Annotated in this window: 22 protein-coding genes; 12 read left to right on the top strand and 10 right to left on the bottom strand. The window is 72.7% G+C overall.

Annotated elements, in window-relative coordinates; all coding sequences use genetic code 11:
- Positions 1-200: 200 nt before the first annotated feature.
- The 4 genes from Q7L73_RS16700 (at position 201) to Q7L73_RS16685 (ending at position 4,642) form a co-directional block, all read left to right on the top strand.
- Entirely contained in the window at positions 201-662 is a 462-nt protein-coding gene (locus Q7L73_RS16700) for an Rrf2 family transcriptional regulator (protein WP_304691030.1), read from the top strand.
- Between the two features lie 172 nt (positions 663-834).
- Positions 835-1,800: an amidohydrolase family protein gene (locus tag Q7L73_RS16695; protein ID WP_304691029.1), complete on the top strand. Its 966-nt coding sequence runs from the start codon at positions 835-837 to the stop codon at positions 1,798-1,800.
- A gap of 24 nt (positions 1,801-1,824) precedes the next feature.
- Positions 1,825-2,322, top strand: a complete 498-nt coding sequence (locus Q7L73_RS16690) for a cysteine dioxygenase family protein (protein ID WP_304691028.1) — start codon at positions 1,825-1,827, stop codon at positions 2,320-2,322.
- A gap of 16 nt (positions 2,323-2,338) precedes the next feature.
- Positions 2,339-4,642, top strand: coding sequence for an FdhF/YdeP family oxidoreductase (locus Q7L73_RS16685; RefSeq protein ID WP_304691027.1), 2,304 nt, complete (start codon positions 2,339-2,341; stop codon positions 4,640-4,642).
- Here Q7L73_RS16685 and Q7L73_RS16680 read toward each other — a convergent pair.
- Positions 4,639-5,250, bottom strand: a complete 612-nt coding sequence (locus Q7L73_RS16680) for a FadR/GntR family transcriptional regulator (protein WP_304691026.1) — start codon at positions 5,248-5,250, stop codon at positions 4,639-4,641. The genes Q7L73_RS16685 and Q7L73_RS16680 overlap by 4 nt on opposite strands.
- A 54-nt stretch (positions 5,251-5,304) precedes the next feature.
- On the opposite strand from Q7L73_RS16680, the gene Q7L73_RS16675 reads away from it, so the two are divergent.
- From Q7L73_RS16675 to Q7L73_RS16665, 3 genes are read left to right on the top strand one after another with little or no spacing between them, the layout of a single operon-like run.
- Positions 5,305-6,123, top strand: a complete 819-nt coding sequence (locus Q7L73_RS16675; RefSeq protein WP_304691025.1) for a fumarylacetoacetate hydrolase family protein — start codon at positions 5,305-5,307, stop codon at positions 6,121-6,123.
- Between the two features lie 60 nt (positions 6,124-6,183).
- Complete coding sequence (locus Q7L73_RS16670) at positions 6,184-7,980, top strand: ABC transporter ATP-binding protein (protein ID WP_304691024.1); 1,797 nt, start codon at positions 6,184-6,186, stop codon at positions 7,978-7,980.
- A gap of 52 nt (positions 7,981-8,032) precedes the next feature.
- Positions 8,033-8,686, top strand: coding sequence for a TetR/AcrR family transcriptional regulator (locus tag Q7L73_RS16665; RefSeq protein ID WP_304691023.1), 654 nt, complete (start codon positions 8,033-8,035; stop codon positions 8,684-8,686).
- A gap of 15 nt (positions 8,687-8,701) precedes the next feature.
- Here the strand turns inward: Q7L73_RS16665 and Q7L73_RS16660 are convergent, their stop codons facing one another.
- The gene (locus tag Q7L73_RS16660; protein WP_304691022.1) at positions 8,702-9,079 is read right to left on the bottom strand and encodes a hypothetical protein; all 378 of its coding nucleotides are present in this window, start codon (positions 9,077-9,079) and stop codon (positions 8,702-8,704) included.
- A 56-nt stretch (positions 9,080-9,135) separates the two neighbouring features.
- On the opposite strand from Q7L73_RS16660, the gene Q7L73_RS16655 reads away from it, so the two are divergent.
- Positions 9,136-9,810, top strand: coding sequence for a class I SAM-dependent methyltransferase (locus Q7L73_RS16655; RefSeq protein ID WP_304691021.1), 675 nt, complete (start codon positions 9,136-9,138; stop codon positions 9,808-9,810).
- Here Q7L73_RS16655 and Q7L73_RS16650 read toward each other — a convergent pair.
- Positions 9,807-10,712, bottom strand: coding sequence for an alpha/beta fold hydrolase (locus Q7L73_RS16650; RefSeq protein WP_304691020.1), 906 nt, complete (start codon positions 10,710-10,712; stop codon positions 9,807-9,809). The genes Q7L73_RS16655 and Q7L73_RS16650 overlap by 4 nt on opposite strands.
- 122 nt (positions 10,713-10,834) lie before the next feature.
- On the opposite strand from Q7L73_RS16650, the gene Q7L73_RS16645 reads away from it, so the two are divergent.
- Entirely contained in the window at positions 10,835-12,109 is a 1,275-nt protein-coding gene (locus tag Q7L73_RS16645) for a cyclopropane-fatty-acyl-phospholipid synthase family protein (RefSeq protein WP_304691019.1), read from the top strand.
- A gap of 38 nt (positions 12,110-12,147) precedes the next feature.
- Here the strand turns inward: Q7L73_RS16645 and Q7L73_RS16640 are convergent, their stop codons facing one another.
- The 7 genes from Q7L73_RS16640 to Q7L73_RS16610 form a co-directional block, all read right to left on the bottom strand.
- Complete coding sequence (locus Q7L73_RS16640) at positions 12,148-12,858, bottom strand: hypothetical protein (RefSeq protein WP_304691018.1); 711 nt, start codon at positions 12,856-12,858, stop codon at positions 12,148-12,150.
- Positions 12,859-12,861: 3 nt separating this feature from the next.
- A complete protein-coding gene (locus Q7L73_RS16635) occupies positions 12,862-14,058 on the bottom strand; it encodes a DUF262 domain-containing protein (RefSeq protein WP_304691016.1) in 1,197 nt (398 codons plus the stop codon).
- A gap of 177 nt (positions 14,059-14,235) precedes the next feature.
- Positions 14,236-15,231: a fructosamine kinase family protein gene (locus Q7L73_RS16630; RefSeq protein WP_304691015.1), complete on the bottom strand. Its 996-nt coding sequence runs from the start codon at positions 15,229-15,231 to the stop codon at positions 14,236-14,238.
- 73 nt (positions 15,232-15,304) lie between these two features.
- Positions 15,305-15,823: a low molecular weight protein-tyrosine-phosphatase gene (locus tag Q7L73_RS16625; protein WP_304691014.1), complete on the bottom strand. Its 519-nt coding sequence runs from the start codon at positions 15,821-15,823 to the stop codon at positions 15,305-15,307.
- Positions 15,820-17,322, bottom strand: coding sequence for a sulfatase (locus Q7L73_RS16620; RefSeq protein ID WP_304691013.1), 1,503 nt, complete (start codon positions 17,320-17,322; stop codon positions 15,820-15,822). Before Q7L73_RS16620 ends, Q7L73_RS16625 begins: the two co-directional genes overlap by 4 nt.
- A gap of 1 nt (position 17,323) precedes the next feature.
- Positions 17,324-18,814, bottom strand: a complete 1,491-nt coding sequence (locus tag Q7L73_RS16615) for a sulfatase (RefSeq protein ID WP_304691011.1) — start codon at positions 18,812-18,814, stop codon at positions 17,324-17,326.
- A 52-nt stretch (positions 18,815-18,866) separates the two neighbouring features.
- Complete coding sequence (locus Q7L73_RS16610; protein WP_304691009.1) at positions 18,867-19,466, bottom strand: helix-turn-helix domain-containing protein; 600 nt, start codon at positions 19,464-19,466, stop codon at positions 18,867-18,869.
- 51 nt (positions 19,467-19,517) lie between these two features.
- Here Q7L73_RS16610 and Q7L73_RS16605 point away from each other — a divergent pair, with 51 nt between their 5' ends.
- From Q7L73_RS16605 to Q7L73_RS16595, 3 genes are all read left to right on the top strand, one after another.
- Entirely contained in the window at positions 19,518-20,519 is a 1,002-nt protein-coding gene (locus tag Q7L73_RS16605; RefSeq protein WP_304691007.1) for an NAD(P)/FAD-dependent oxidoreductase, read from the top strand.
- Positions 20,520-20,686: 167 nt separating this feature from the next.
- Complete coding sequence (locus Q7L73_RS16600; RefSeq protein WP_304691005.1) at positions 20,687-20,908, top strand: hypothetical protein; 222 nt, start codon at positions 20,687-20,689, stop codon at positions 20,906-20,908.
- A 112-nt stretch (positions 20,909-21,020) separates the two neighbouring features.
- Positions 21,021-23,840, top strand: coding sequence for a bifunctional GNAT family N-acetyltransferase/acetate--CoA ligase family protein (locus tag Q7L73_RS16595; protein WP_304691055.1), 2,820 nt, complete (start codon positions 21,021-21,023; stop codon positions 23,838-23,840).

The following is a 23,840-nucleotide window of genomic DNA, read 5'->3' as shown; positions in this document are numbered from 1 at the left end:
AAGTGTCAGCGACCGGCGGCAGACGCAAAGTCGCATCGCCAACCGGCGCGGGCAAAGCAGTGTAGCGGGAAACGCCCAGACGGTGGGGCTTGAGCGTCCCGGCCCGGCCCGTCGGCGCCAGCCGATAGCGTCTCGGGCACCGGCGCAGCTCCGCTCGCCGAATTTTTGCCTTTCAGGTCGGAATGGACGAGAATCAGAACGTGCGCATTGGAGCCAAGACTGACTACGCGCTGCGAGCCGCACTCGAGCTCGCCGCCGCCGACGGCGACCGCCCCGTGAAGGCGGAGACGATCGCCACCGCGCAGCAGATCCCACCCCGTTTCCTCGAGAAGATCCTCAACGACCTCCGCCGCGCGGGGATCGTCGAGAGCCGTCGCGGCGTCGAGGGCGGGCATCTGCTCGCATCCCCTCCCGAGGAGATCGCGGTCGCGGACGTGATCCGCGCGATCGACGGGCCGCTCGCGAACGTCGCGGGCAAGCGTCCCCACGAGCTGGAGTACCAGGGCGCCGCCGAGAGACTGCCGGAGCTGCTGGTCGCCGCGCGCGCCGCACTGCGCGACGTGCTCGACCGCACCACGCTCGCCGACGTCGTCGCGGGCGAGCTGCCGGACCATGTCGTCGCCCTTGCCGGCGACCCGGCCGCCTGGTCCAAGCGGGGGTGACTCCGTCATTGCGAGTTCCACGGCTGCGCCCTGAAGGGCCGACCGTGGCGGGAACTCGCGGGTCGCGTCAGAAGCTCTGACGCGCGGGTCGTCAACGGCGCGATTTGCCGCGCTGACGGCCTCTCGTCTTATTCCTGGCTATTTCGGTCGGGATTAGCTAGAATCCGCGTCGATGCGAATCGACGTGCATCAGCATCTCCTCTCACAGCCGCTCCTCGCCGCTCTCGAGCGGCGGGGGGCGGTCCCCTTCTTGAGCCGCTCCGCCGACGGCTGGACCTATCACCTCGCGGGCGAGCCCGACAGCGCGCTGCCGGCCGCCGACGCCGACGCGCGCCGCCGCGCCGCGCTGCTCGACGACGACGGCGTCGACCGCGCGCTCGTGCTGCTCTCCAGCGCGCTCGGGATCGAGCACCTGCCGGCCGAGCAGGCGCAGCCGCTGCTCGACGCCTGGCACGCGGGCGCCGCCGCGCTCCCCTCCGAGCGCTTCGGCGCGTGGGCGGCGATCGCGGTCGAGCAGCCCGACCCGGCGCTCGTCGCGCCGCTGCTTGGGCGCGGCTTCGCCGGCCTCTCGCTGCCGGCGACGGCGCTCGCGACCCCGGCCGCCGTCGAGCGGCTCGGCCCGCTGCTGGAGCGGCTGCAGGAGGCCGGCGCGCCGCTGTTCGTCCACCCCGGCCCGGTCGCGCTGAGCGGCGATCCGCAGGCGGCCGGCGCGCCCTCGTGGTGGCCCGGCATGACCGGCTACGTGGCGCAGATGAACGCCGCCTGGCACGCCTTCCTGCACGCCGGCCGCCCCGCCCTCCCGCGCCTGCGGGTGCTGTGGGCGATGCTGGCCGGGCTGGCGCCGCTGCAGCTGGAGCGGCTGGCCGCCCGCGGCGGCCCCGCCGCGCGCGGCGCCGACGACCCGCTGACCTTCTACGACACCTCCTCCTATGGCCCGCAGGCGATCGCCGCGGTGCTGCGCGCGATCGGTCCCGACCAGCTCGTGCACGGCTCCGACCGGCCGGTCGTCGGCGCCGTCGTCCCACCGGCCGACACCGCGCTCGGCCACGCGCTGCTGCGCGTCAACCCGGCGCGGCTCCTCTCACCCACGACCACCGAACCGCGAGTTCCCACCGGGAGCGGTCCTTCCGCCAGCTGACGTGGAACTCGCAAGGCGAAGCCCATGACCGACATCGATCGTCCCACCGAGCGCGACCTGACCCGTCAGGAGCTGCGTGCCGTCGCGCAGCAGATCGCCGCCGACCCCTCGCTGTGGTCGGATCACGTCGTCCACGACCCCGAGCAGCGGACCTACCACGAGCTGCTGCGCGACGAGCATCTCGACGTGTGGGTGATCTGCTGGTCCAGAGACCACGACACCGGCTTCCACGACCACGACGCCTCCAACGGCGCGGTCGCCGTGATCGCCGGCTCGGTGCGCGAGGAGCGGCTCGTGCTCGGCGGCGTGCCGACGCGCCGGATCGCGCGCGCCGGCGAGTCGTTCGACTTCGCCAACACCGACATCCACCGCGTCCTGCACCACGGCGACGTGCCGGCGGTGACGGTCCACGTCTACTCGCCGCCGCTGCTGCGGATGGGCTCCTACCTGGTCGAGGACGACGGCACGCTGCAGCGCCACGCCGTCTCCTACGAGCAGGAGCTGGTGCCGCTGGAGTCGTGAGGAGTACGCTCGGTGGATGCCGGAGCGGACGAACGCCGAGGACCGCAAGCTCTCCGTCAGACCACCGCACGACCACGCCGCCGGGATGGAGGCGGTCGCCGTCGCGCTGCGCCACGCGCAGGAGCAGATGGGCGTCGTGCGCAGCTTCAGAGCGCTGCGCCGCCTCAACCAGCCCGACGGCTTCGACTGCCCCGGCTGCGCCTGGCCCGAGCCCGGCCACACGCACGTCGCCGAGTTCTGCGAGAACGGCGCCAAGGCGGTCGCCGAGGAGGCGACCCGCAAGCGCGTCGACCCGGACTTCTTCGCGCGCCACCCGGTCGCCGAGCTGGCCGACTGGACCGACTACCAGCTCGGTCGCTCCGGCCGCCTCACGCACCCGATGGTGCTGCGCGACGGCGCCTCGCACTACGCGCCGATCTCGTGGGAGGAGGCGTACGGGCTGATCGCGCAGGAGCTGAACGCGCTGCCGACGCCCGACGAGGCGATCTTCTACACCTCCGGCCGCACCTCGAACGAGGCCGCCTTCGCCTACCAGGCGTTCGTGCGCGCCTACGGCACGAACAACCTGCCCGACTGCTCGAACATGTGCCACGAGTCGAGCGGCGTGGCGCTGACGGAGACGATCGGGATCGGCAAGGGCAGCGTCACGCTGGAGGACGTCGAGCACGCCGACCTGCTGCTGATCGTCGGCCAGAACCCCGGCACCAACCACCCGCGGATGCTGTCGGCGCTGGAGGCGGCGAAGGGCAACGGCGCGACGATCGTCTCGATCAACCCGCTGCCGGAGGCGGGGCTGATCCGCTTCAAGAACCCGCAGACGCCGAAGGGCATGCTCGGCCACGGCACCGCGCTCGCCGACCACTGGCTGCAGGTCAGGGTCAACGGCGACCTCGCGCTCTTCCAGGCGCTCTCGAAGCTGCTGCTCGACGCCGAGGCGGCGGCGCCCGGGACGGTGCTCGACCACGCCTTCATCGAGGCCCACACCGACGGCTTCGAGGCCTGGTCGGCCGCGCTCCAGCAGCTCGACTGGGACGCGGTCCTGGCCGCGACCGGCCTGCGCCGCGAGGAGATCGAGCTGGTCGCCGAGCTGGCGATCAGATCGGAGCGGACGGTCGTCTGCTGGGCGATGGGGATCACACAGCACAAGAACGCCGTCGCGACGATCCGCGAGTTCGTCTCGTTCCTGCTGCTGCGCGGCAACATCGGCCGGCCCGGCGCCGGCGTCTGCCCCGTCCGCGGCCACTCCAACGTGCAGGGCGACCGCACGATGGGGATCTACGAGAAGCCCGCGCCGGCGTTCCTGGAACGGCTCCACAGCGCGCTCGGGTTCGCGCCGCCGCAGGCGCACGGGCTCGACGCGGTCGAGGCGATCCGCGCGATGCGCGACGGCAGAGCGCACGTCTTCTTCGCGATGGGCGGCAACTTCGCCAGCGCCGCGCCCGACACCGACGCGACCTTCGCCGCGCTGCGCGCCTGCCGCCTGACGGTCCACGTCTCGACCAAGCTCAACCGCTCGCACGTCGTCCACGGCACGCAGGCGCTGATCCTGCCGACGCTCGGCCGCACCGAGCTGGACATGCAGGCGCGCGGCGCGCAGGCGGTCACCGTCGAGGACTCGATGGGGATGGTCCACCACTCGCGCGGCACGCTCGCGCCGGCGTCGGAGGAGCTGCGCAGCGAGGTCGCGATCGTCGCCGGGCTGGCGCGCGCCGTGCTCGGGCCCGTCGACGGCGGCCGCGCCGGCGCCGACCTCCCGTGGGAGCGGTTCGCGGGCGACTACCGCCTGCTGCGCCAGAAGATCGAGCAGGTCGTGCCCGGCTTCGAGCGGTTCGAGCAGCGGATCGCGCAGCCGGGCGGCTTCGCGCTGCCGCACCCGCCGCGCGACTCGCGCACCTTCCCGACGACGACCGGCAAGGCCCGCTTCCTGACCAACCCGCTGACGTGCGTGACCGTGCCCGAGGGCCGGCTGGTGCTGCAGACGCTGCGCTCGCACGACCAGTACAACACGACGATCTACGGCCTCAACGACCGCTACCGCGGCGTCAAGGCCGGCCGCCGCGTCGTCTTCCTCAGCGCCCGCGACATCGAGCAGCTGGGCTTCGCGGAGGGCGACGTCGTCGACCTGATCGGCGAGGCGCCGGACGGGATCGAGCGACGGGCGGACCGCTTCCGCATCGTCAGCTACGACACGCCCCGCGGCTGCGCCGCCGCCTACTACCCGGAGACGAACCCGCTCGTCCCGCTCGACTCGACCGCCGACGGCTCCAACCAGCCGGCGTCGAAGAGCGTCATCGTCCGGCTGCAGCGCAGCGCGGCTTAGCCGGCGCCGACGCTCGCGCCGACGTGCTGCAGGTGGGCGTGCATCGCCTGCTCGGCGGCGTCGCCGTCGCCGGCGTCGATCGCGCCGACGATCGCGCCCATCTCCTCCAGCGCGAGCGTGCGCAGGGCGGGATCGCTCGCGGTGCTCGTGCGCGAGTGGCGCAGCAGGTCGGCGATCGCGCTGAAGAGGACGCGCAGCGGGACGCTGCCGGAGGCCTCGACGATCGCGGCGTGGGCGGCCACGTCGGCGTCGCCGAAGTGGTTGGCGTCGGGCAGCGCGGCGCGCATCTCGGCGACCGCCTCGTCGAGCAGGCGCAGGTCGTGCGCGTCGCGGCGGGTCGCGGCGAGGCGCGCGGCGAGCGGCTCCAGCCGGCGGCGGACCTCGAACAGGTCGCCGAGGTCCAGCGGCGCGCGGTAGGTGCCCGAGCCCTGGCGCGACTCGATGATGCCGAGGTCCGAGAGCCGTCTGAGCCCCTCGCGCAGGCTCGAGCGCGAGACGCCGAGCTGGGCCGCCAGCTCCCGCTCCGGCGGCAGCCTCTCGCCAGGCGCGACGTGCTCGTCGGAGAGCAGCTCACGCAGGCGTTCGGCGACATGGTTGCGTGGCGGCATCGCAGCCGATTATAGTGGTCGGACCATATTGGTCTGACCATTTTTGAGGTATCCATGCGCATCGGCACCGCCATCTCGAACGGCACCCCCACGCCCGTCGTCGACCGCGACGGCGCGCTCTACCCGCTCGACGTCCCCGCCGGCACGACCGTGCGCGATCTGATCGCCGCCGGCGGCGCGCTGCCGGCCGTGCGCGAGCAGGCGCTCGACGACGCGACGCTGACCGCGCCGCTGGCGCCCGGCAAGATCGTCGCGATCGGCCTCAACTACATGGACCACGTCCGCGAGACGGGCATGGAGGCGCCGAAGTCGCCGCTCGTCTTCACCAAGTTCACGACCAGCGTGATCGGCGACGGCGACGAGATCCGCGTCGACCGCGCGATCACGCAGAGAGTCGACTGGGAGGTCGAGCTGGCCGCCGTGATCGGCAGAACGGCGTCGCGCGTGTCAGCCGAGGAGGCGCTCTCGCACGTCTTCGGCTACACCGTCGCCAACGACGTCTCCGCGCGTGACGTGCAGTTCGCCGACGGCCAGTGGGTGCGCGGCAAGTCGCTCGACACCTTCTGCCCGCTCGGCCCGGCGATCGTCACCGCCGACGAGGTCGCCGACCCGCAGACGCTCGCGATCACGACGCGCGTCAACGGCGAGGCGGTGCAGGACTCGAACACGAAGGAGATGGTCTTCGGCGTCGCCGAGCTGATCTCGTTCTGCTCCCACAGCTTCACGCTCGAGGCCGGCGACGTGATCCTCACCGGCACGCCCTGGGGCTGCGGCGAGTTCATGGACCCGATCCGCTCGCTGCAGGCCGGCGACGTCGTCGAGGTCTCGGTGGAGGGGATCGGCGCGATCACCAATACGGTCGTCGAGCTGTAAGGCGGGGTGCGGAGGCGCCGCCGGCGTGGTGGCGGCGGCGCCTTCCTATCCTCGGTAGACGTGAGTCAGGCCCCACCACGCGACGGACGTCGCATCCTCGCCCTCTTCCGCCCCTATCGCGCGCGCCTCTCGCTCGTGCTCGGGCTGATCGTGCTCTCCGCCGGATTGAGCATGATCTCGCCGTTCCTGCTGCGCGAGGTGCTCGACGTCGCGATCCCCGACCAGCGCACCGGGCTGCTGTCCGCGCTCGTCCTCGGGATGATCGCGATCGCCGTCGTCACCGGCGCGCTGAGCGTCGGGCAGACCTACCTCTCCAACATCGTCGGCCAGCAGGTGATGCACGACCTGCGCGCGTCCGTCTACCGCCACCTGCAGCGGCTGTCGCTCGCCTTCTTCACGAGAACCCGCACCGGCGAGGTGCAGTCGCGCATCTCCAACGACATCGGCGGGATCGACAACGTCGTCACCTCGACGGCGACCTCGATCGCCTCGAACGTGACGACGGTCGTGGCGACGATCGTCGCGATGGCGCTGCTCGACTGGCGGCTGGCGGTCTTCTCGCTGATCCTGCTGCCGTTCTTCGTCTGGCTGACGCGCCGCGTCGGCCAGGAGCGCAAGCGCATCACGGCGACCAAGCAGGGCAGACTGGCCGACCTCTCGTCGCTGGTGGAGGAGTCGCTGTCGGTCTCCGGGATGCTGCTCGGCAAGACGATGGGCCGCGGCGGCGACCTCGCCGAGCGGTTCGCGCGCGAGTCGCAGGAGCTGGCCGGGATCGAGGTGCGGCAGCGGATGGCCGGGCGCTGGCGGATGGCGACCGTGCAGATGACGTTCGCGATCATGCCGGCGGCCGTCTACTGGTTCGCCGGGCAGTCGATCGCCGACGGCGGGCAGGCGATCTCGATCGGCACCGTCGTCGCGTTCACGACGCTGCAGACGCGGCTGCTGTTCCCGATCGGGCAGCTGCTGTCGGTCGGGCTCGACGTGCAGACCTCGCTGGCGCTGTTCGAGCGGATCTTCGAGTACCTCGACCTGCCGGTCGACATCGAGGAGGCGGCCGACCCGGTGCGGCTGCGGCCCGAGGAGGTGCTCGGGGAGGTGCGCTTCGAGGACGTCGGCTTCCGTTACGCGCGGACGCTGCCGGACGGCTCTCCGGCGCCGTGGACGCTGGACGGGATCGACCTGGTCGTGCCGGCCGGGACGCGCACGGCGATCGTCGGCGAGACCGGCGCCGGCAAGACGACGCTCGGCTACCTGGTGGCGCGGCTGTACGAGGCCGAGCGGGGCGCGGTCACGATCGACGGCGTCGACATCAGACAGGTCTCGTTCGACTCGCTCGCGGCGACCGTCGGCGTCGTCTCGCAGGAGACCTACCTGTTCCACGCCTCGGTGCGCGAGAACCTCCGCTTCGCGCGGCCGGACGCGACCGACGCCGAGATCGAGGCGGCGGCGCGCAACGCCCGCATCCACGACCTGATCGCCTCGCTGCCCGACGGCTACGACAGCGTCGTCGGCGAGCGCGGCTACCGCTTCAGCGGCGGCGAGAAGCAGCGGATGGCGATCGCGCGGACGCTGCTGCGCAACCCGCCGGTGCTGGTGCTCGACGAGGCGACCAGCGCTCTCGACACGCAGACCGAGCAGGCGGTGCAGGAGGCGTTGGACCGGCTCGCCGAGGGCCGCACGACGATCACGATCGCTCACCGCCTGTCGACGGTGCGCGACGCCGACCAGATCGTCGTGCTCGACAGAGGCCGGCTCGCCGAGCGCGGCACGCACGCCGAGCTGATGGCCCGCGGCGGCCTCTACGCGCGGCTGGTCGCGCGCGACGACGCGGGCGCGCCGTCGGCTCCTGCCGCGTGATGCGGGCACCGCGCCGCCTCACGCCGGCTGGCGCGTAACATTCGCGTTGCAGATGAGCAACACGCCTGTCATCGACGCGTCGCTGCGCGCTGCTGCGCGGCGGGCGTTCGCCCGCTACGGCTACTCCGGTGCGACCGTCGAGCGGATCGCGCAGGAGGCGGGGCTGTCGCGCGTGACGCTTCACCGCCGCGGGATCGACCGCGAGGCGCTGCTGGGCGCGCTGGCGGAGGACGCCGCGGACGCCTACCGGCGCGCACTGTGGCCGGCGCTGACCTCGGCCGGCAGCGGGCGCGAGCGGCTGGAGGCGGCGCTGACCGCGATCTGCGCGACCGCCGACCGCGAGCTGGACGTGCTCGTCGCGCTGCGGGCGCGACGGGACGCGGTCTTTCACGACGCGGGCGCGGGAGGCGTCGGCGCGGCGGGCGATGCCTCGGCGGGCGACGCGGGGGCCGATGACGAGAGCGGCTCAGACGGACTCGGGACGCGGGCCGTCTTCTTCGAGCCGCTGGCGCGGCTGCTGCGCGACGGTGCCGCGGACGGGTCGCTGCGGGCGCAGGACGATCCGGACGAGGTCGCGGTCGTGCTCTTCAACCAGGTCGGCGGGACCTACATCCACCTGCGCGGCGAGCATGGCTGGAGCCATGAACGATGCCGCGATGCACTGGTGCAGCTGACTATCCAAGGACTTGTCTCACCCTCGACCTGAGGGTGAGACAGGGTGTCAGAGCAGCGCGTAGAGCGCGAGTGCCGCCAGGCCGCCGCTGGCAGCGGTGAAGGAGGCGACCGTGACGATGCGATAGGGCAGCTTGTCCGACTGCTCCCGCCCCCACGCGAGCGGCACGAACAGCAGCGGGTTGACGACCAGGCCGAAGGCGAGCAGGGCGGTGAGCCACGCCGGGCGGTCGGGCACGACCTGGTCGATCGCGATCAGGATCAGCCCCATCGAGACCCAGTCGAGGTGGAGCTGGCGGAAGCGCGCCGGCGCGACGACGCCGTGCCGGGAGAACCATTCCGGCTGCTGCATCGTCGCCAGCACGAGCCAGCCGGACAGGCCCGCGAGCGCGAGCGAGATCAGGCCGAGTGAGCTGAGCAGGGGCATCGTCGTGACGGTTGGGGGTGGACATCAACGTTGCATATGGGTAACGTTGATGTTGCATGAGAACTCTAACTCGCCAGCCCGAGCGGCGCGCCGGTTACGTTCGTGCCGCCGGCCGCGCCCCGCTCGCGCTCTACGACCCGCTCGTCGCGCTGACCGTGCGCGAGCGCACCTTCCGCTCCCGCCTGCTCGCGCAGGTGCTCGACGGCGCACCGCCCGAGCGGCCGCTCGATCTCGTCGAGGTCGGCTGCGGGACCGGCTCCTTCACCACCATGTTGGGTGGGGCGGGCGTGCGCGCGATCGGGATCGACGGCGATCCGGCGACGCTGGCGCGGGCGCGCGGGAAGCGCGGCGCGGAGGCCGTCGACTGGCGGGAAGGGCTCGCGGACGCGCTGCCGCTGCCGGACGCGAGCGCCGACCGGGTCGTGATGTCGCTGCTGCTGCACCACCTCTCCCCCGCGACCCAGCGGACCGCGCTGGCGGAGGCGCGGCGGGTGCTGCGGCCGGGCGGCCGGATCCACGTCGCCGACTGGGGGCCGGCGCGCGATCCGCTGATGCGGCTCGCCTTCCGCGGCCTCCAGCTGCTCGACGGCGTCGAGAACACCGCTCCGCTCGGCAACGGCGAGCTGCCCGGCCTGCTCGCCGCCGCCGGCTTCGGCGACCAGCGCCTGCACGACCGTCTGCGAACGCTCGGCGGCCCGCTGGAGCTGCGCTCCGCGCGGGCGGCCGGCTAGGCCGCGCGGCCGACCCGCAGCAGTTCCCGCCACTCCTCCGGCGCAAGCTCGGCCGGCGCGGTCGTGGCGACGAACTCCTCCAGCACCTCGATGAAGCGCGTCGGCTCGTCCAGCTGCGGGAAGTGGCCGGAGCGCTCGAACAGCTCCAGCCGGCTCGACGGCACGAGCGCGTGCGCATCGCGCCCGTGCGAGGCGGGAATGACGCTGTCGTGCTCGCCCCAGACGATCAGGAACGGGACGTGCTCGGCCAGGTAGAGACGGTCGCGCGCGTCGACGCGCTGGCCGCCGGCATCGACGATCGCGCGCAGCGTGTGGACGAACGCGGCGCGCGCGTCGCGGTCGGCGAGCGAGGCGTGACCGGCCGCGATCTCGGCCATGTCGGTGCCGGCGCGCAGGCCGAGGCGGCCGAGCAGCGAGCCGACGAAGCGGCCGGCGTCGAGCAGGTAGTGGTTGACGAGCAGCGGCAGCACGACGTCGGAGCCGGGCAGCGTCGCCGCCCGCAGCAGCACGCTGACCTCGCGCCCCAGCCCGCCGCTGGCGACCAGCACCAGCCGCTCGCAGCGCTCGGGGAACTGGTACGCGAGCTGCATCGCGACGCCGCCGCCGAGCGAGTGACCGACGAAGGTCGCGCGCTCGTGGCCGAGCGCGACGAGCAGGTCGCGCACGCCGCTGGCGTAGGCGCCGAGCGAGTAGTCGCCGCGCGGCTTCGCCGACTGGCCGTGTCCCAGCAGATCCGGCGCGATCACGGTGAAGTGGCGCGTCAGCAGCGGGAAGACGCGCTCCCACGTGCGCGACGTCGAGGTGATCCCGTGCACCAGCACCAGCACCGGTCCGCTGCCGCCGGCGCGAAAGGCGATCCGGTGGCCGTGGAGCGTCATCTCCTGCAGCTCGAAGCGGTCCATCTTCAGGACCGTACCCGCGCGAGGGCCTGCGCGAGCCGGTCCGGTCCGGCGATAGCCTCCGCGCCGGATTTCGGCCGAACACCATCTTGCATCGACAACCATCGAACCGATAGCGTGAACGCATGCCCTTCGCCGTGACCAAGCCGCTCCGCCAGGAGGTGGAGCGCGCCTTCCCCGACCGTCCTTTCAGCGTCCGCTTCTGGGACGGCAGCGTGCTGCCCGCGACCGGCGGCCGCGGTCTCGAGTTCACGATCAGATCGCCGCGCGCGGTCGCGCACGCGCTGCGCGCACCCGGCCAGCTCGGGATCGGCCGCGCCTACGTCTCCGGCGAGATCGTGCCGAACGACATCGACGCCGCGATGGATCTGCTGCAGGAGTGGAAGCCGGCCCCGATCGACGGCAAGGCGAAGACACGGCTGATGGTCGCCGCCGCCCGCGCCGTCGGGCTGACGCGCCCGCCGAAGCGGCCCAACGCCGAGATCATCCTCAGCGGCAAGCCGCACTCGCGTGAGCGCGACGCCCAGGCCGTCCGCCACCACTACGACGTCTCCAACGAGTTCTTCAGACTGTTCCTCGGCGACGACATGACGTACTCGTGCGCCGTCTTCTCGCGCGGCGCGAGCACGCTCGCCGAGGCGCAGGAGACGAAGCTCGACCTCGTCGCCGCCAAGCTCGGGCTCAGAGCGGGCGAGCGGCTGCTCGACGTCGGCTGCGGCTGGGGCAGCATGGCGATCCACGCGGCGCGGCACTACGGCGTCTCAGTCGTGGGGATCACGCTGTCGCAGCCGCAGGCGGAGATCGCGCGCAGACGCGTCGCCGCCGCCGGCCTCGCCGACAAGATCGACATCCGCGTGCAGGACTACCGCGACCTCGGCGACGAGCAGTTCGACGCCGTCTCCTCGATCGGCATGGTCGAGCACGTCGGCGAGGACAACCTCGACGAGTACGCGCGCGTCCTGTACGCCGCGCTGAAGCCGGGCGGGCGGCTGCTCAACCACGGCATCACGCGCCTGCGTCACAGCGATCCGAAGGCGGGGCCGTTCTCCGAGCGCTACGTCTTCCCCGACGGCGCGCCGCTGCACCTCAGCCGCAACCTGCTCGCGATCGAGCGCGCCGGCTTCGTCGCGCAGCACGTCGAGGGCTTCGCGAACGACTACGCCGAGACGCTGCGGCACTGGTACGAGAACCTCGACGCGCGCCTCGACGAGGCGACGGCGCTGGCCGGCGAGGAGCGGATCCGCGTCTGGCGGCTCTACCTGCGCACGGCCCGCAACGGCTTCCTGACCGGCTTCATCGGGATCTACCAGGTGCGGGCGCAGAAGCCCGGCCCGGACGTGCTGCCGGGCCAGACGCCGGCGGGCGCGGACGGCAGAGGGCAGTCGGCGCTGGGGAAGTAGACGGAGCGCTGGCGATCGACTGGTCGATCGCCAGCCAGTCACCACCCTCTCCCGGTGACCGCCTCGAGCTTATCTCCAAGCGCCGCGTCACAATGGCGAGCAAGCCGCTGCGCCCACCGAATTCGCAGCAGCACATCGGTGACTGTCCACAATGCCGGTTCGCCGCCATGCGCGACATCGTTGCGATAGGTGACCAGCTCGCCCCCGTACTCCTTGAGATCTCTCAGATACCGCGAGCCGTGCTTGGTTTCGATCCGTTCGAAGAGGTTGATGTCACAGCGTCTCAGCAGCGCCTGCGCCTTTTCGGGCCATGGGTTCCAGACCCGGTCCGGAAGCGAGTCGGTTCTCAGAGTCCCGGCGGGAAGCGAAGCTTCTTCGATCCACAAAACCGCATACCGCCGGTGCATTTCAGCGAGTTGTTCGGGCTTCGCCTTGCGCCGATCCATGTAGCGCTCACAGAGCTCGGCACGCAGCACCTCAGGCAGCTTTCTGGTCGCGGTACCACTCTGGTCGATGCGTTCGAGGAACTCCTGGGCCTGCGACTCAAGACACCCTTGAAGGCGGCCGCTGACCAACATGACACATCCTTTTGTCATAGCCATCGAGAGCGCACCGGAATGGCCTCCCCGGCGCCGATCAGGTTTCGGCATGCTGCGCTGCATCGTCGGGCTCGACGGATTGGCGACGAGCAACTGCACCGCCTCCCGCAGATTGACGATGAAGTCGCCCCACGCCTGTGACGTCGCCATCTCTCACCCAGAGATCTCGCTGAGGATGGCCGACTCAAAGCCGAGTCTTCTCAGCTCCTTCGCATAGATGGAGACACGCGTGAAGAGGCGCGTGCGATCGCCGGTTGCCCGCGAGATGGCATCCTCGAAGTCATCGTTGTCGAAGGTGAGGGACGCCGTCATCTGCTCGATCTCTCTGCGCGCTTTTCTGAAATCGGCAAGTGGAGCGTCAACGCGCGCAAAATTGAGCATCACGGCGTCGAACATCGCGCTGTTGACCGTCGGTCGCCAGTCCCATTCGTCCGTCTCCTGATCGACTTCGGCCCGACGGAAGCATTCGCCGCCGAACACGACGAAAGCCTTCTCTGCCGTCGCAAGAAATCGCTGTTGCTTCTCTTCCAGCGCCTTCTCGCCAAGGTCGTGATGGTCTCGCATGTAGCTGTTGAGGAACCGCTTGAGATTTGGTCGGTACAACCCGAGACGCTCGTCGAGCGCCATAAAGCGAAGCACCAGTTCCTCAAACGCCATCCGACTGTCGTCACGATTCGCCAAACAGCGTCTGAACTCAGACGACTGAGCTGTTTCACGGAGCATCGTGTTAAACGATCCGCGGAAAACACTGTTCCGCAGCTCCTGTGCATTGAGTGGCACCGACCCGGTGTTCAGACGCTCGAAGACGTCAAATCGGATCTCCGGGTCTGAGTCCTCGGTGATAACGATGCACCGTATCGTCCGGTTGCGGATCAGACGCTGTTGCCGCTCGGTGAGTCTGTGAAATTTCTTGCGGTTCAGGTCACTGAGGACCTCCAGCCCCGTAAGCGCAAACTGATTGTCGAGAAAGCGAACGAGCGAACGCATACGCTGCTGCCCGTCGATCACCGACCGCGAGCCATCCGCTTCATCCGCCAGATAGCACACAGGAATCGGAACGTTGATGAGCAAGCTCTCCACGAGCTTGCTTGCTTTGCGGTTATCCCAGACGTACTTGCGCTGGTAGACCGGCTGAAGGTGGAGCGATCTTGTCGTCACCTGGGTGACGAGATCGCCGATAGCGAGATCATACGGCTGGGTGATAAGCCGCCGATCCGGCGGTCTGATGTGCTCAAAGTCACCGCCCTCCGAATCGTCAGCGACGTTTTCGATGACGACCGGGTTGTCCGCCGGCGGCTCCAGCTCTTCCTCCGCCAAATCGATGCCGCTCACGTCTTCTTCGTCGTCCATGCGCGCAACGCTATCGCGCCACTCGGCCCCCTCGCCAGGCATCATCCGCTTACGGATAGGACTCCGGCGTACCCGGTCTGATGTTCTGAGCATTGCCACTAGAGTCTGCCGCGAGCGTTTCTCGCCCCCTGGCCAAGCCTCTTGGCGCGGCCAGCACGCGACGTCACAGGAAGGGCCTCAGACGTAGCCGCGCAGGGCGGCGGCGGCGCGGGGGCCGTAGCCGCCGCCGAACAGCGCCGCGTGCAGCAGCAGCGGCGCCGCCTGCCACAGCGCGACGCGCTCGGCGGCGCCGGGGGCGAGCGGGGCGACCTCCTCGTAGGCGGCGAAGGCGCGCGGGCCGGGGCCGCCGAAGAGGCGCAGCATGGCGAGGTCGACCTCGCGGTGGCCGCCGTGGGCGGCCGGGTCGATCAGCCACGGCTCGCCGTCGGGGCCGTGCATCACGTTGCCGCCCCAGAGGTCGCCGTGCAGCCGTGCCGGCGGCTCCGGCGGCCCGGCGATCCCCGGCTCGCCGCCGTGCAGCCGTTCGATCACGCGCTCGGTCAGGCGCAGGGCGGCGTCGTCGAGCCCGCCGCGGGCATGCGCGAGGCGGGCGAGCGGGCGCAGGCGATGCTCGGCGTAGAAGGCGGGCCAGGTCGCGGCGCCGGCGCGCGTCCCGGCGGGGGCGGCGGCTGCGGGGGCGGCGGCATCGCTCTCAGCGATCGAGATCGGGCCGATCCGCCAGCTGCCGTCGGGCGCGCCGAAGCGGCTGGCGCCGGCGGCGTGGAGGCGGGCGAGGCCGCGGCCGAGCCGCTCGTCGGCGTCGGGGGCGGGCGGGGCGGCGTCGATCCAGGGGAGCGCGAGCAGGCGGATCGGCGGCGCGGCGTCGGCGTCAGGCGCGGGGGCATCAGGCGCGGGGGCATCAGGCGCGGGGGCATCAGGCGCGGGGGCGGCGGCGTCGAGCACCGCACGCGGGAACGGGAGCGGGAGGGCGCGGGCGGCGGCGAGCCAGCGCAGGCCGGTCGCCTCGGCGGTGTAGACGCCGGGCGCGGCGTCGGCGCTCGTCTTGACGAAGATCCGCTCGCCGCTGGCCAGCGTCGCCGCCCAGGCGTCGTTGAGCGAGCCGCCGGGGATGCGGCGCAGCTCGCGCACCTCGTCGCCGAGCGCGCCCGCGAGCGCGTCGGCGAGGGCGCTCATCGCGCGGCGCTCGCGCGGGTGGGGCGCGGCGCGGCAGTGGGCGCGCGCGTCAGGGGCGGCGGCGCCAGCGCGCTCACGCCACCGCACCGTCGCGGCGGAGCGCTTCGAGCAGGCCGGCGCAGGCGGCCTCGACCAGGTCGAGCACGTGGTCGAAGCCGTCGGCGCCGCCGTAGTACGGGTCTGGCACGTCGAGGTCCGGAGAGCCGGCGCTGGCGGGGTCGTACTCGCGCAGCAGGTGGACCTTCGCGGCGGCCTCGGGATCGGGCGCGAGCGCGCGCAGGGTGCGGGCGTTGTCGCGGTCCATCGCGATCAGCAGGTCGTGGCGGCCGAAGTCGGCGGCGGTGACCTGCTGGGCGAGGCTCTGCATCGCGAAGCCGCGTGTCGCGGCGGCCGCGGTCGCGCGTGCGTCCGGCGGGTTGCCGACGTGCCAGCCGCCCGTCCCCGCGCTCGCGAGCGCGATCTCGCCGGCCAGGCCCGCCTCCTCCACGAGCCGGTGCATCACCGCCTCGGCCGTCGGCGAGCGGCAGATGTTGCCGAGGCAGACGAACAGGATCCGCGTCGGCAGGTGCGCCGGGGGCGGCGGGGTCGTCATCGCAGCGGCAGCTCCCGGCCCATCCGCGCCGCGACGCGGCAGCCGACGCCGACGCAGGTGCGCATCGCCGAGACCTGCTGCGACAGCGCCGCCAGCCGCTCGGGCGACGCCTCCCCCGCGATGTTCTGCAGCTCGTCCGGGTCCACGCGCCGATCGTAGAGCTCGCGCTCGCCGTTGGCGTACTCGACGTACAGCAGGTCTCTCGTGCGCAGCGCCTCGTACGTCGGCGGGTTGCCGCTGCCGCGCAGCGGGAAGTCCGGGTCGGCCGGCGAGGTGACCGCGCCGCGGTGCTCGACCAGCGCCGCCTCGCGCCAGTCCAGCGGCGCCGGCTGGCCGCGCAGGAACGGCACCAGGCTGCGGCCGTCGACGGCCGCCGGCACCACAGCGCCGCCCAGCTCGCTGAAGGTCGGGCAGAGGTCGACGTTCTCCGCCACCGCGTCGATCGTGCTGCCGGCCGGCACGCCCGGCCCGGCGACGACGAGCGGCACGCGGATGTCGGGGTCGTACGCGGTCAGCTTGCCGGGCGTGAGCCGGTGCTGGCCCATGTGGAAGCCGTTGTCGGAGCTGAAGACGACGTAGGTGTTCTGCTCGACGCCGAGCGCTCTCAGCTCGCGGCGGATCTTGCCGAGCGCGCGATCGACCGCCTGCACCGAGCGGACGCGGCGCTGGAAGAGCTCGTCGATCCGCGCCTGCTGGCCGGGCGACAGGCGGCCGTGGTTGCGCAGCCAGCTCGGCTTGTCGCTCAGGTCGACCTCGTCGAAGGCGGCGCTGCGCGGCGCCGTCACGGACGCGAAGCGGCCCTCGTCGCGCGGGGCCGGGGTCGCCGGCGTGTGCGGCGCGAAGCTCGCCAGCTCGAGCATGAACGGCTGCCCGTTGCCGACCGCCGAGCGGACGAAGCCGACCGCGTCGCGGCGCAGCACGGTCGTCAGGTAGTCGCGCCTGCGCCAGCCTCTGCGCACGACCCTGTCGTCGCGCACCATCCGGTAGCCGTAGCCGGGATAGCCGTTGCCGACGCCCTGCCAGTCGGTCCAGCCCGGCGGGATGTACGGCCTGCCGGCCGCGTCCTTCACGCTGATCGGATTGTACTGGTTCATGTACTTGCCCATCAGCGCGGTGCGATAGCCCTGCGCCGCCAGCGCGGTCGCGAAGGTCGCCTGCTCCTGCCCGCGCGAGCGGAAGGCGAGGAAGCCGCCGTCGGCGCCGGTGTTCTTGTAGATCCCGGTGTTGTGCGGGTACTTGCCCGTCAGGATCGAGGCGCGCGAGGGGCAGCAGAGCGAGTCGGTGACGATGTAGTTGCTGAACGTGACGCCCTCGCTGCGCAGCTGCTGCACGTTGGGCATGTAGTCGACGAGGTCCCACGAGAGGTCGTCGGTCAGCACGAAGACGATGTTCGGCTTCGTCGTGGAGAGGCCGCTCTGGGCCTGGGCGCCCGCGGCGAGCGCGAGCAGCAGGATGATGGCCGCGGCGAGCGCGGCCAGCGGTGCACGTCCGGCCTTCATCTCAGCGTCCAAAGTACGGCAAGCGGCTGAGCTTGGCGCTCTTCAGCACGCGCTTGTAGATCTGATCCAGCAGCGGCAGGTTGTCGCGCGCGATGTTGCTGTGCTCGCCCGGGTCCTTGCGCAGGTCGAACAGCTCGCGGCCGCGGTTGTTGCCGTCGGCGATCAGCGCCCAGCGGCCGTCGCGGTAGTACCAGTGGTTGGCGTAGCCGCCGAACCAGAACGGGCGCGCCTCGGCGGGCGCTCTGGAGGACAGCAGCGGTGACAAGTCTGAGCCGTTCATCGAGGAGGGGCGTCTCGTCCCCGTCATCGACAGCAGCGTCGTGCCGACGTCGTGCGGCGAGGAGAAGTAGTCCGTGCTCTGACCGCCGCGGCGGCGGTCGGGCGCGCGCAGCAGCATCGGCACGTGGATCAGCTCCGGATGCAGCTCCAGCGCCGGCTTGCCAGTCCAGCCGCGCTCGCCGAGCACGATCCCGTGGTCGCTCAGCAGCACGATCGCGGTGCTGTCGGCGAGGCCGGCGTCGTAGAACTTCGACAGGAAGTGGCCGAGCCAGACGTCGGTCTGCGTGACGGCCGCGGCGTAGATCCCCGGCAGCCGTCTCAGCTCCTCGGCGGTGAGGTATCTCGACGGGCGGTAGCGGACGTTGCCGGGCTCGTTGCCGCTGTAGCTGGCGTCGAGGTATAGGTCGCGGTACTTCTTCACCGGCGCCCACGGCTCGTGCGGGTCGAAGCAGTCGACGACGAGCGCGAACGGCCGTCTCGCGCGGCGGGCGCTTGAGAGCACGTCGAGCGCGTGGCTGAAGACGCGGGCGCAGCACTGCTCGCGCTCGTCGCGCGCGCCGGAGAGGTTGGCGAGGTGCTGCCGCATCCCTCTGACGTACGCCTCGGTCTGCATGTCGCGCGGAAGCCAGTGACGCGCGCTCGCGAGCGAGATCGAGGAGGAGGGCCGCAGCGCGCCGACCTGCCCGCCGATGCGCATGAAGCGGTCGACGCTTCTGCGCAGCGGCGCCCACGTCGGGTTGAAGCCGAGGAAGGGGTTGTCGGTCACGTAGCCGGTCCAGTAGCCGGCCTTGCTCAGCGCTCTCAGCCAGGTCGTCTCGCCCTCGCCGAGGCCGGTCCAGCCGGGCGTGCCGGGCAGGTTGCGGGTCGGCTTCCAGCCGCTCCAGGGGTAGACGCGGCGGCTCGTCATCAGCGAGCGGCGCGCCGGCACGGTCGGCATCGCCTCGGGGAAGGCGCGCGTGAAGCGCAGGCTCTCGCGCGCGAGCGCGTCGATGTTCGGCGTCCTGACCTTGCTGCCGTTGACGCCGACGTGGTCGTAGCGGAGCGAGTCGATCACCAGCACCAGCACGTTCGGCCCGTCGGGCGTCTGCGCCGCGCGCGCGGCGCGCGAGGCGGCCTGCGCGGGGGCGGGTTGGGCGGTGCTCGCCGCGACGGCAGCGGCGCCGGCAGCGCCGGCGGTGCCGAGAAAGCGGCGACGGTCGATCCGTGACTCCATGGTTGCTTGCGACACCCTCGTGTCGCGAAAGGTGCGGTGGCGCGTCAGGCCGTCACTCGCGGATGTGGAGTCTCTCGCCCTGCGGGCCGAAGATCGCGATCAGCTCGACCGGACCGTCGACGGAGCCGAGCCAGTGCGGCGTCCAGCAGCTGAACTCGGCCGCCTCGCCCGGTTCGAGCACGAGGTCGTCGTCGCCGAGGATCAGCCGCAGCCTGCCTCTCAGCACGTAGACCCAGTCGTGGCCGGCATGGGTGCGCAGCGGCTGCGGCTCGTTCTTCTCGGCGCCGATCCGCATCTTGTAGGCGCGCAGGCCGCTCGCGGCCGGGTCGTTGGTCAGCTCCCAGTAGGTCGTGCCGCTGCGCGTTCTCGGCGCGCTGCGGATGCGCGGGTCGGGCTGGATGCGGACCGCCAGCAGCTCGTCGACGGTCACGTCGAGGGCGCGGGCGAGCGCGGGCAGATGGTCGAGCGCCATCCGCCGGCCGCCCGACTCCAGCCGGCTGAGCGTCGAGACGGCCATCCCGGCGCGCTCGGCGACGGCGGCGAGCGTCAGCCCGCGCGCGACGCGCAGCTCTCTCAGCCGGCGGCGGACGCGCGCGTCGGTGTCCTCCGGCTCGTGGGCGTGCGCGTGCTCATGCGTCTGGTCAGTTGCCATTTCAGCAAAAGACCTTGCCAGATGCGGGGTGGGAACGCAACGCTGTCGTGCATGAACGAACCGTGGGACTGCATCGTGATCGGCGGCGGGGCCGCCGGACTGAGCGCCGCGCTCGTGCTCGGGCGCGCGCGACGCACGACGCTGGTGATCGACGCCGGCAGGCAGAGCAACCTGCCCGCACACGCGATCGGCGGGCTGCTGGGACAGGACGGGACCTCGCCGGCCGCGCTCTACGCCGCCGGCCACGAGCAGCTCGAGGCGCTGCCGAGCGTCGAGCTGCGCGGCGGCGAGGTGGCGCGGGCGGAGCGGGTCGAGCGGGTCGGCGACGCGGGCGCGGGCTTCGGCGGCGCGGCGGACGCGGGCGGCGGCGGCGGCGCGGCGGCTTCGCGAGCCGGCTTCGCGCTGACGCTCGCCGACGGCAGCCGCGAGCTGACGCGGCGGCTGCTGATCGCGACCGGGATGGACTACGTCCCGCTCGACCTGCCCGGCGTCGCGCCGCTGTGGGGCGACAGCGTCTTCCACTGTCCCTTCTGCCACGGCTGGGAGGTGCAGGGGCGGCCGTGGGCGGTGCTCGACGGCACGCCGCACGGCTTCGACCGCGCGCTGCTCGCGCGCAACTGGAGCGACGACGTCGTGCTGCTCAGCAACGGCCCCGCGACGCTCGCCGACGACGAGCACGCGACGCTGCGGCAAGCCGGCATCGCGCTCGACGAGCGCCCGGTCGCGGAGCTGCGCGCCGACGGCGGCCGCCTGCGCGCGGTCGCCTTCGCCGACGGCGGCGAACTGACGCGCGACGCGCTCCTGATCGGGCTGACGATGGAGCCGCGCGTGGCGCTCGCCGAGCAGCTCGGGCTGCGGCTCGACGGCCGCGGCGCGATCGCCGTCGACGGCTTCCAGCGCAGCTCGCTCGACGGCGTCTTCGCGGCCGGCGACGCCGGCGGCTCGATGCAGGTCGCGGCCGCGCTCGGCAGCGGCGGCGGCGCCGGCGGCTTCCTCGCGATGAGCCTCGTCGCCGAGGACTTCGGCCGCGCCTGGCCGCCGCTGGCGAGATAGGCGCGCGGGGGCGGCGGCGCGCCCGGCTGCGGCGCGCGGCGCAGCGCGGCGGGCGGGTCCGTAGTTCCCCGCGGCGGTCTGCGGGATCGCCCGGCTGGCAGCGGGGGACCGACGCGGGATCGTGATGACACCCCGTCACCGCAACCCGCTTCGCAAAGGAGCCGACGATGCGCAAGGAAGCCCCGGACGCACCACTCCTCTTCGTCTTCATGCTGCCGATGCTCGCGATCGTCGGCATGGTCCTCTGGATCGGCGCCTCGCCGACCTGGCTGATCGTCGGTCTCACGATGGCGACGATCGTGCTGACCACCGGCATCGTGATGTACGCGATCAAGCGTCTCCTCGACGACGGCGACGGCGAGGGCAACCCCGACGTCATCCCGCACTGAGGAGCACAAACGGCGCGGAGGGCGGCGGAGAGGTCCGCCGCCAGTTCCGAGCAGGCTGGCGACGGCAAGGCGACGGGGCCCGCCGCCGTCGGGTATCACCCCTTCGGTGACGATGCAGCCGCCCTCCGCCCCGATCCCCTCGGCCGCCGCGCTCGCAGCGCGCGCGGTCGACGTCGCGCTGCGCGACGGGGCGCCGATCCACGTGCGCCCCGTCCGCGCCGGCGACCTGCCCGCGCTGCGGGCGTTCCTCGAATCGCTCTCCGCCGACTCGCGCCGGCTGCGCTTCTTCACCCCCGCCGCCGACCTCGGCGCCGCCGCCCGCTGGGCCGCCGAGGTCGATCGCCACGAGCGCGACGGGCTGCTCGCGCTGACCGGCGACGGGGCGATCGTCGGCCACGCCGCGTGGGCCCGCTACGGCCCCGGCGCCGACCGCGCCGAGGTCGCCTTCGAGGTCTCCGAGACGATGCGCGGCAGAGGGCTGGCGACGATCCTGCTGGCCCACCTCGCCTTCGGCGCGCGCGCCCAGGGGATCGCGACGTTCGTCGCCGAGGTGCTGCCGGAGAACCACAAGATGCTCGCCGTCTTCCGCGAGAGCAGACTGCCGCTGCAGGTCCACTCCGAGCCGGGCGTGCTGACCGTCGAGATGCCGACGGCCTTCACCGACGAGGCGCGCGAGCGCTTCCGCCAGCGCGAGCGGCTGGCGGCGGTCGCGGCGATGGACGCCGTCCTCAGACCGCGCTCGATCGTCGTCGTCGGCGCCTCGCCCGACCGCGCGACGATCGGCGGCGCGCTGTTCGCCAACCTCGTCGCCGGCGGCTTCACCGGCACGCTGCACGCCGTCAACAAGCGCGGCCGGCCGATCGGCTCCCACCCCTGCCAGCGCACGCTCGACGAGGTCCCCGGCGAGCTCGACCTGGCGGTCCTGGCGATCCCCGCAGCCGAGGTGCTGACGGTCGCGCGCCAATGCGGCGAGCGCGGCGTGCGGGCGCTGGTCGTCGTCGCCGCCGGCTTCGCCGAGGCGGGGCCGGAGGGCGCCGAGCGTCAGCGCGAGCTGATCGCGACCTGCCGCGGCGCCGGCATGCGGCTGATCGGCCCCAACGCGCTCGGCGTGCTCAACACCGACCCGGCGATCAGGCTCGACGCGACCTTCGTGCCGACGCAGCCGCCGCCGGGCGGGATCGGGCTGCTGTCGCAGAGCGGCGGCGTCGGGATCGCGCTGCTGGAGCAGGCGCGGGAGCTGGGCGTCGGCATCTCCGCCTTCGCGACCGTCGGCAACAAGGCCGACCTGTCCGGCAACGACTTCCTCGAATGGGGCGAGCAGGACGAGCGCACGAGCGCGATCCTGCTCTACCTCGAGTCGTTCGGCAACCCGCGCAAGTTCGCGCGGATCGCGAGACGGGTCGGGCAGCGCAAGCCGGTCGTCGCCGTCAAGGCCGGCCGCACCAGCGCCGGTCAGCGCGCCGCCTCCTCCCACACCGGCGCGCTGCTGGCCGGCAACGAGCTGGCCGTCTCCGCGCTCTTCCGCCAGGCCGGCGTGCTGCGCGCCGACACGCTCGGCGAGCTGTTCGACCTCGCCGCGCTGCTGGAGCGCCAGCCGCTGCCGGCCGGCCGCCGCGTCGCGATCGTCACCAACACCGGCGGGCCGGGGACGCTCGCGGCCGACGCCTGCCAGGCGGCCGGGCTGGAGCTGCCGCTGCTGCCGGAGCGGCTGCGGCGCGAGCTGGGCGCGATCGTGCCCAGAAGCGCCGGCCTCTCCAACCCGGTCGACCTGCTCGTCGACGCCTCGCCGCAGGCGTTTGCGGAGGCGGTCGAGACGATCGGCCGCAGCGACGCCGTCGACGCGATCATCGCCGTCTTCGTCGCGCGCCCGTTCGCGCGTGCGGAGGACGTCGCGCGGGCGCTGCACGGCGCCGCCGCGACGCTCGACGGCCGCCTGCCGCTGCTGTCGGTCTTCATGACGGGCGACTCGCTCGCGCAGGCGATCGGCGAGGAGAACGCGGCCGCCGCTCAAGCGGCCGCCGCCGACGACGACGCCCCGCGGGCGCCGGCCGCCGTCTCGCGCCGGCTGCCGGTCTTCCGCTACCCCGAGGACGCCGCCCGCGCGCTCGCCCGCGCCGCCGAGCACGCGCGCTGGCGGCAGACGCCGCGCGGCGTCGTGCCGGCCTTCCCCGACGCGCGCACCGACGAGGCCTCCGCGATCGTCGCCCGCGCGCTCGGGGCGGGTGGCGGAGGAGACGAGAGCGGCGGCTGGCTCGATCCGCTCGCGACCCACCGGCTGCTCGCCTGTCACGGGCTGCCGCTGCCGGCGCAGCGGGTCGTGCGCAGCCCGACGGCGGCGGCGAGAGCGGCGAGGGAGCTCGGCGGGCGGCTCGCGCTGAAGGCGATCGCCCCTGGTCTGCTGCACAAGTCCGACCGCGGCGGCGTCGTGCTCGACCTCGCCGGCCCGACGGCGGTGCGACGGGCGGCGCAGCAGATGCGCGAGCGCTTCGCCGCCGCCGGCTGGCCGCCGCCGGAGGGCTTCCTCGTGCAGGCGATGGCGCCGGCCGGGATCGAGCTGCTGGTCGGCTCGACGACCGACCCGCTGTTCGGGCCGGTCGTCGCGGTCGGCCTCGGCGGCCGTGCCGTCGAGCTGCTGAGAGACGTCGCGGTCCGGCTCGCCCCCGTCACCGACCGCGGTGCGCGCAACGTCGTGCGCGAGCTGGGGACCTTCCCGCTGCTGCAGGGCTACCGCGGCGCGCCGGTCGTCGACGTCGCCGCGCTGGAGCAGGTCGTGCTGCGCGTCAGCGCGCTCGTCGAGGCGCACCCGGAGGTGGTCGAGCTGGACTGCAACCCGGTCGTCGTCCACCCCGGCGGCGCGCTCGTCGTCGACGCGCGCGTCCGCCTCGCCCCCGCCGCACCGCCGGCGCCGACGCCGGCGCTGAACAGACGCTGA

This window comes from Conexibacter sp. CPCC 205762 (assembly GCF_030646155.1).
Lineage (GTDB): Bacteria > Actinomycetota > Thermoleophilia > Solirubrobacterales > Solirubrobacteraceae > Conexibacter.
The sequence above is the reverse complement of the archived record's forward strand: the minus strand, read 5'-3'. Positions and strand labels throughout refer to the sequence as shown.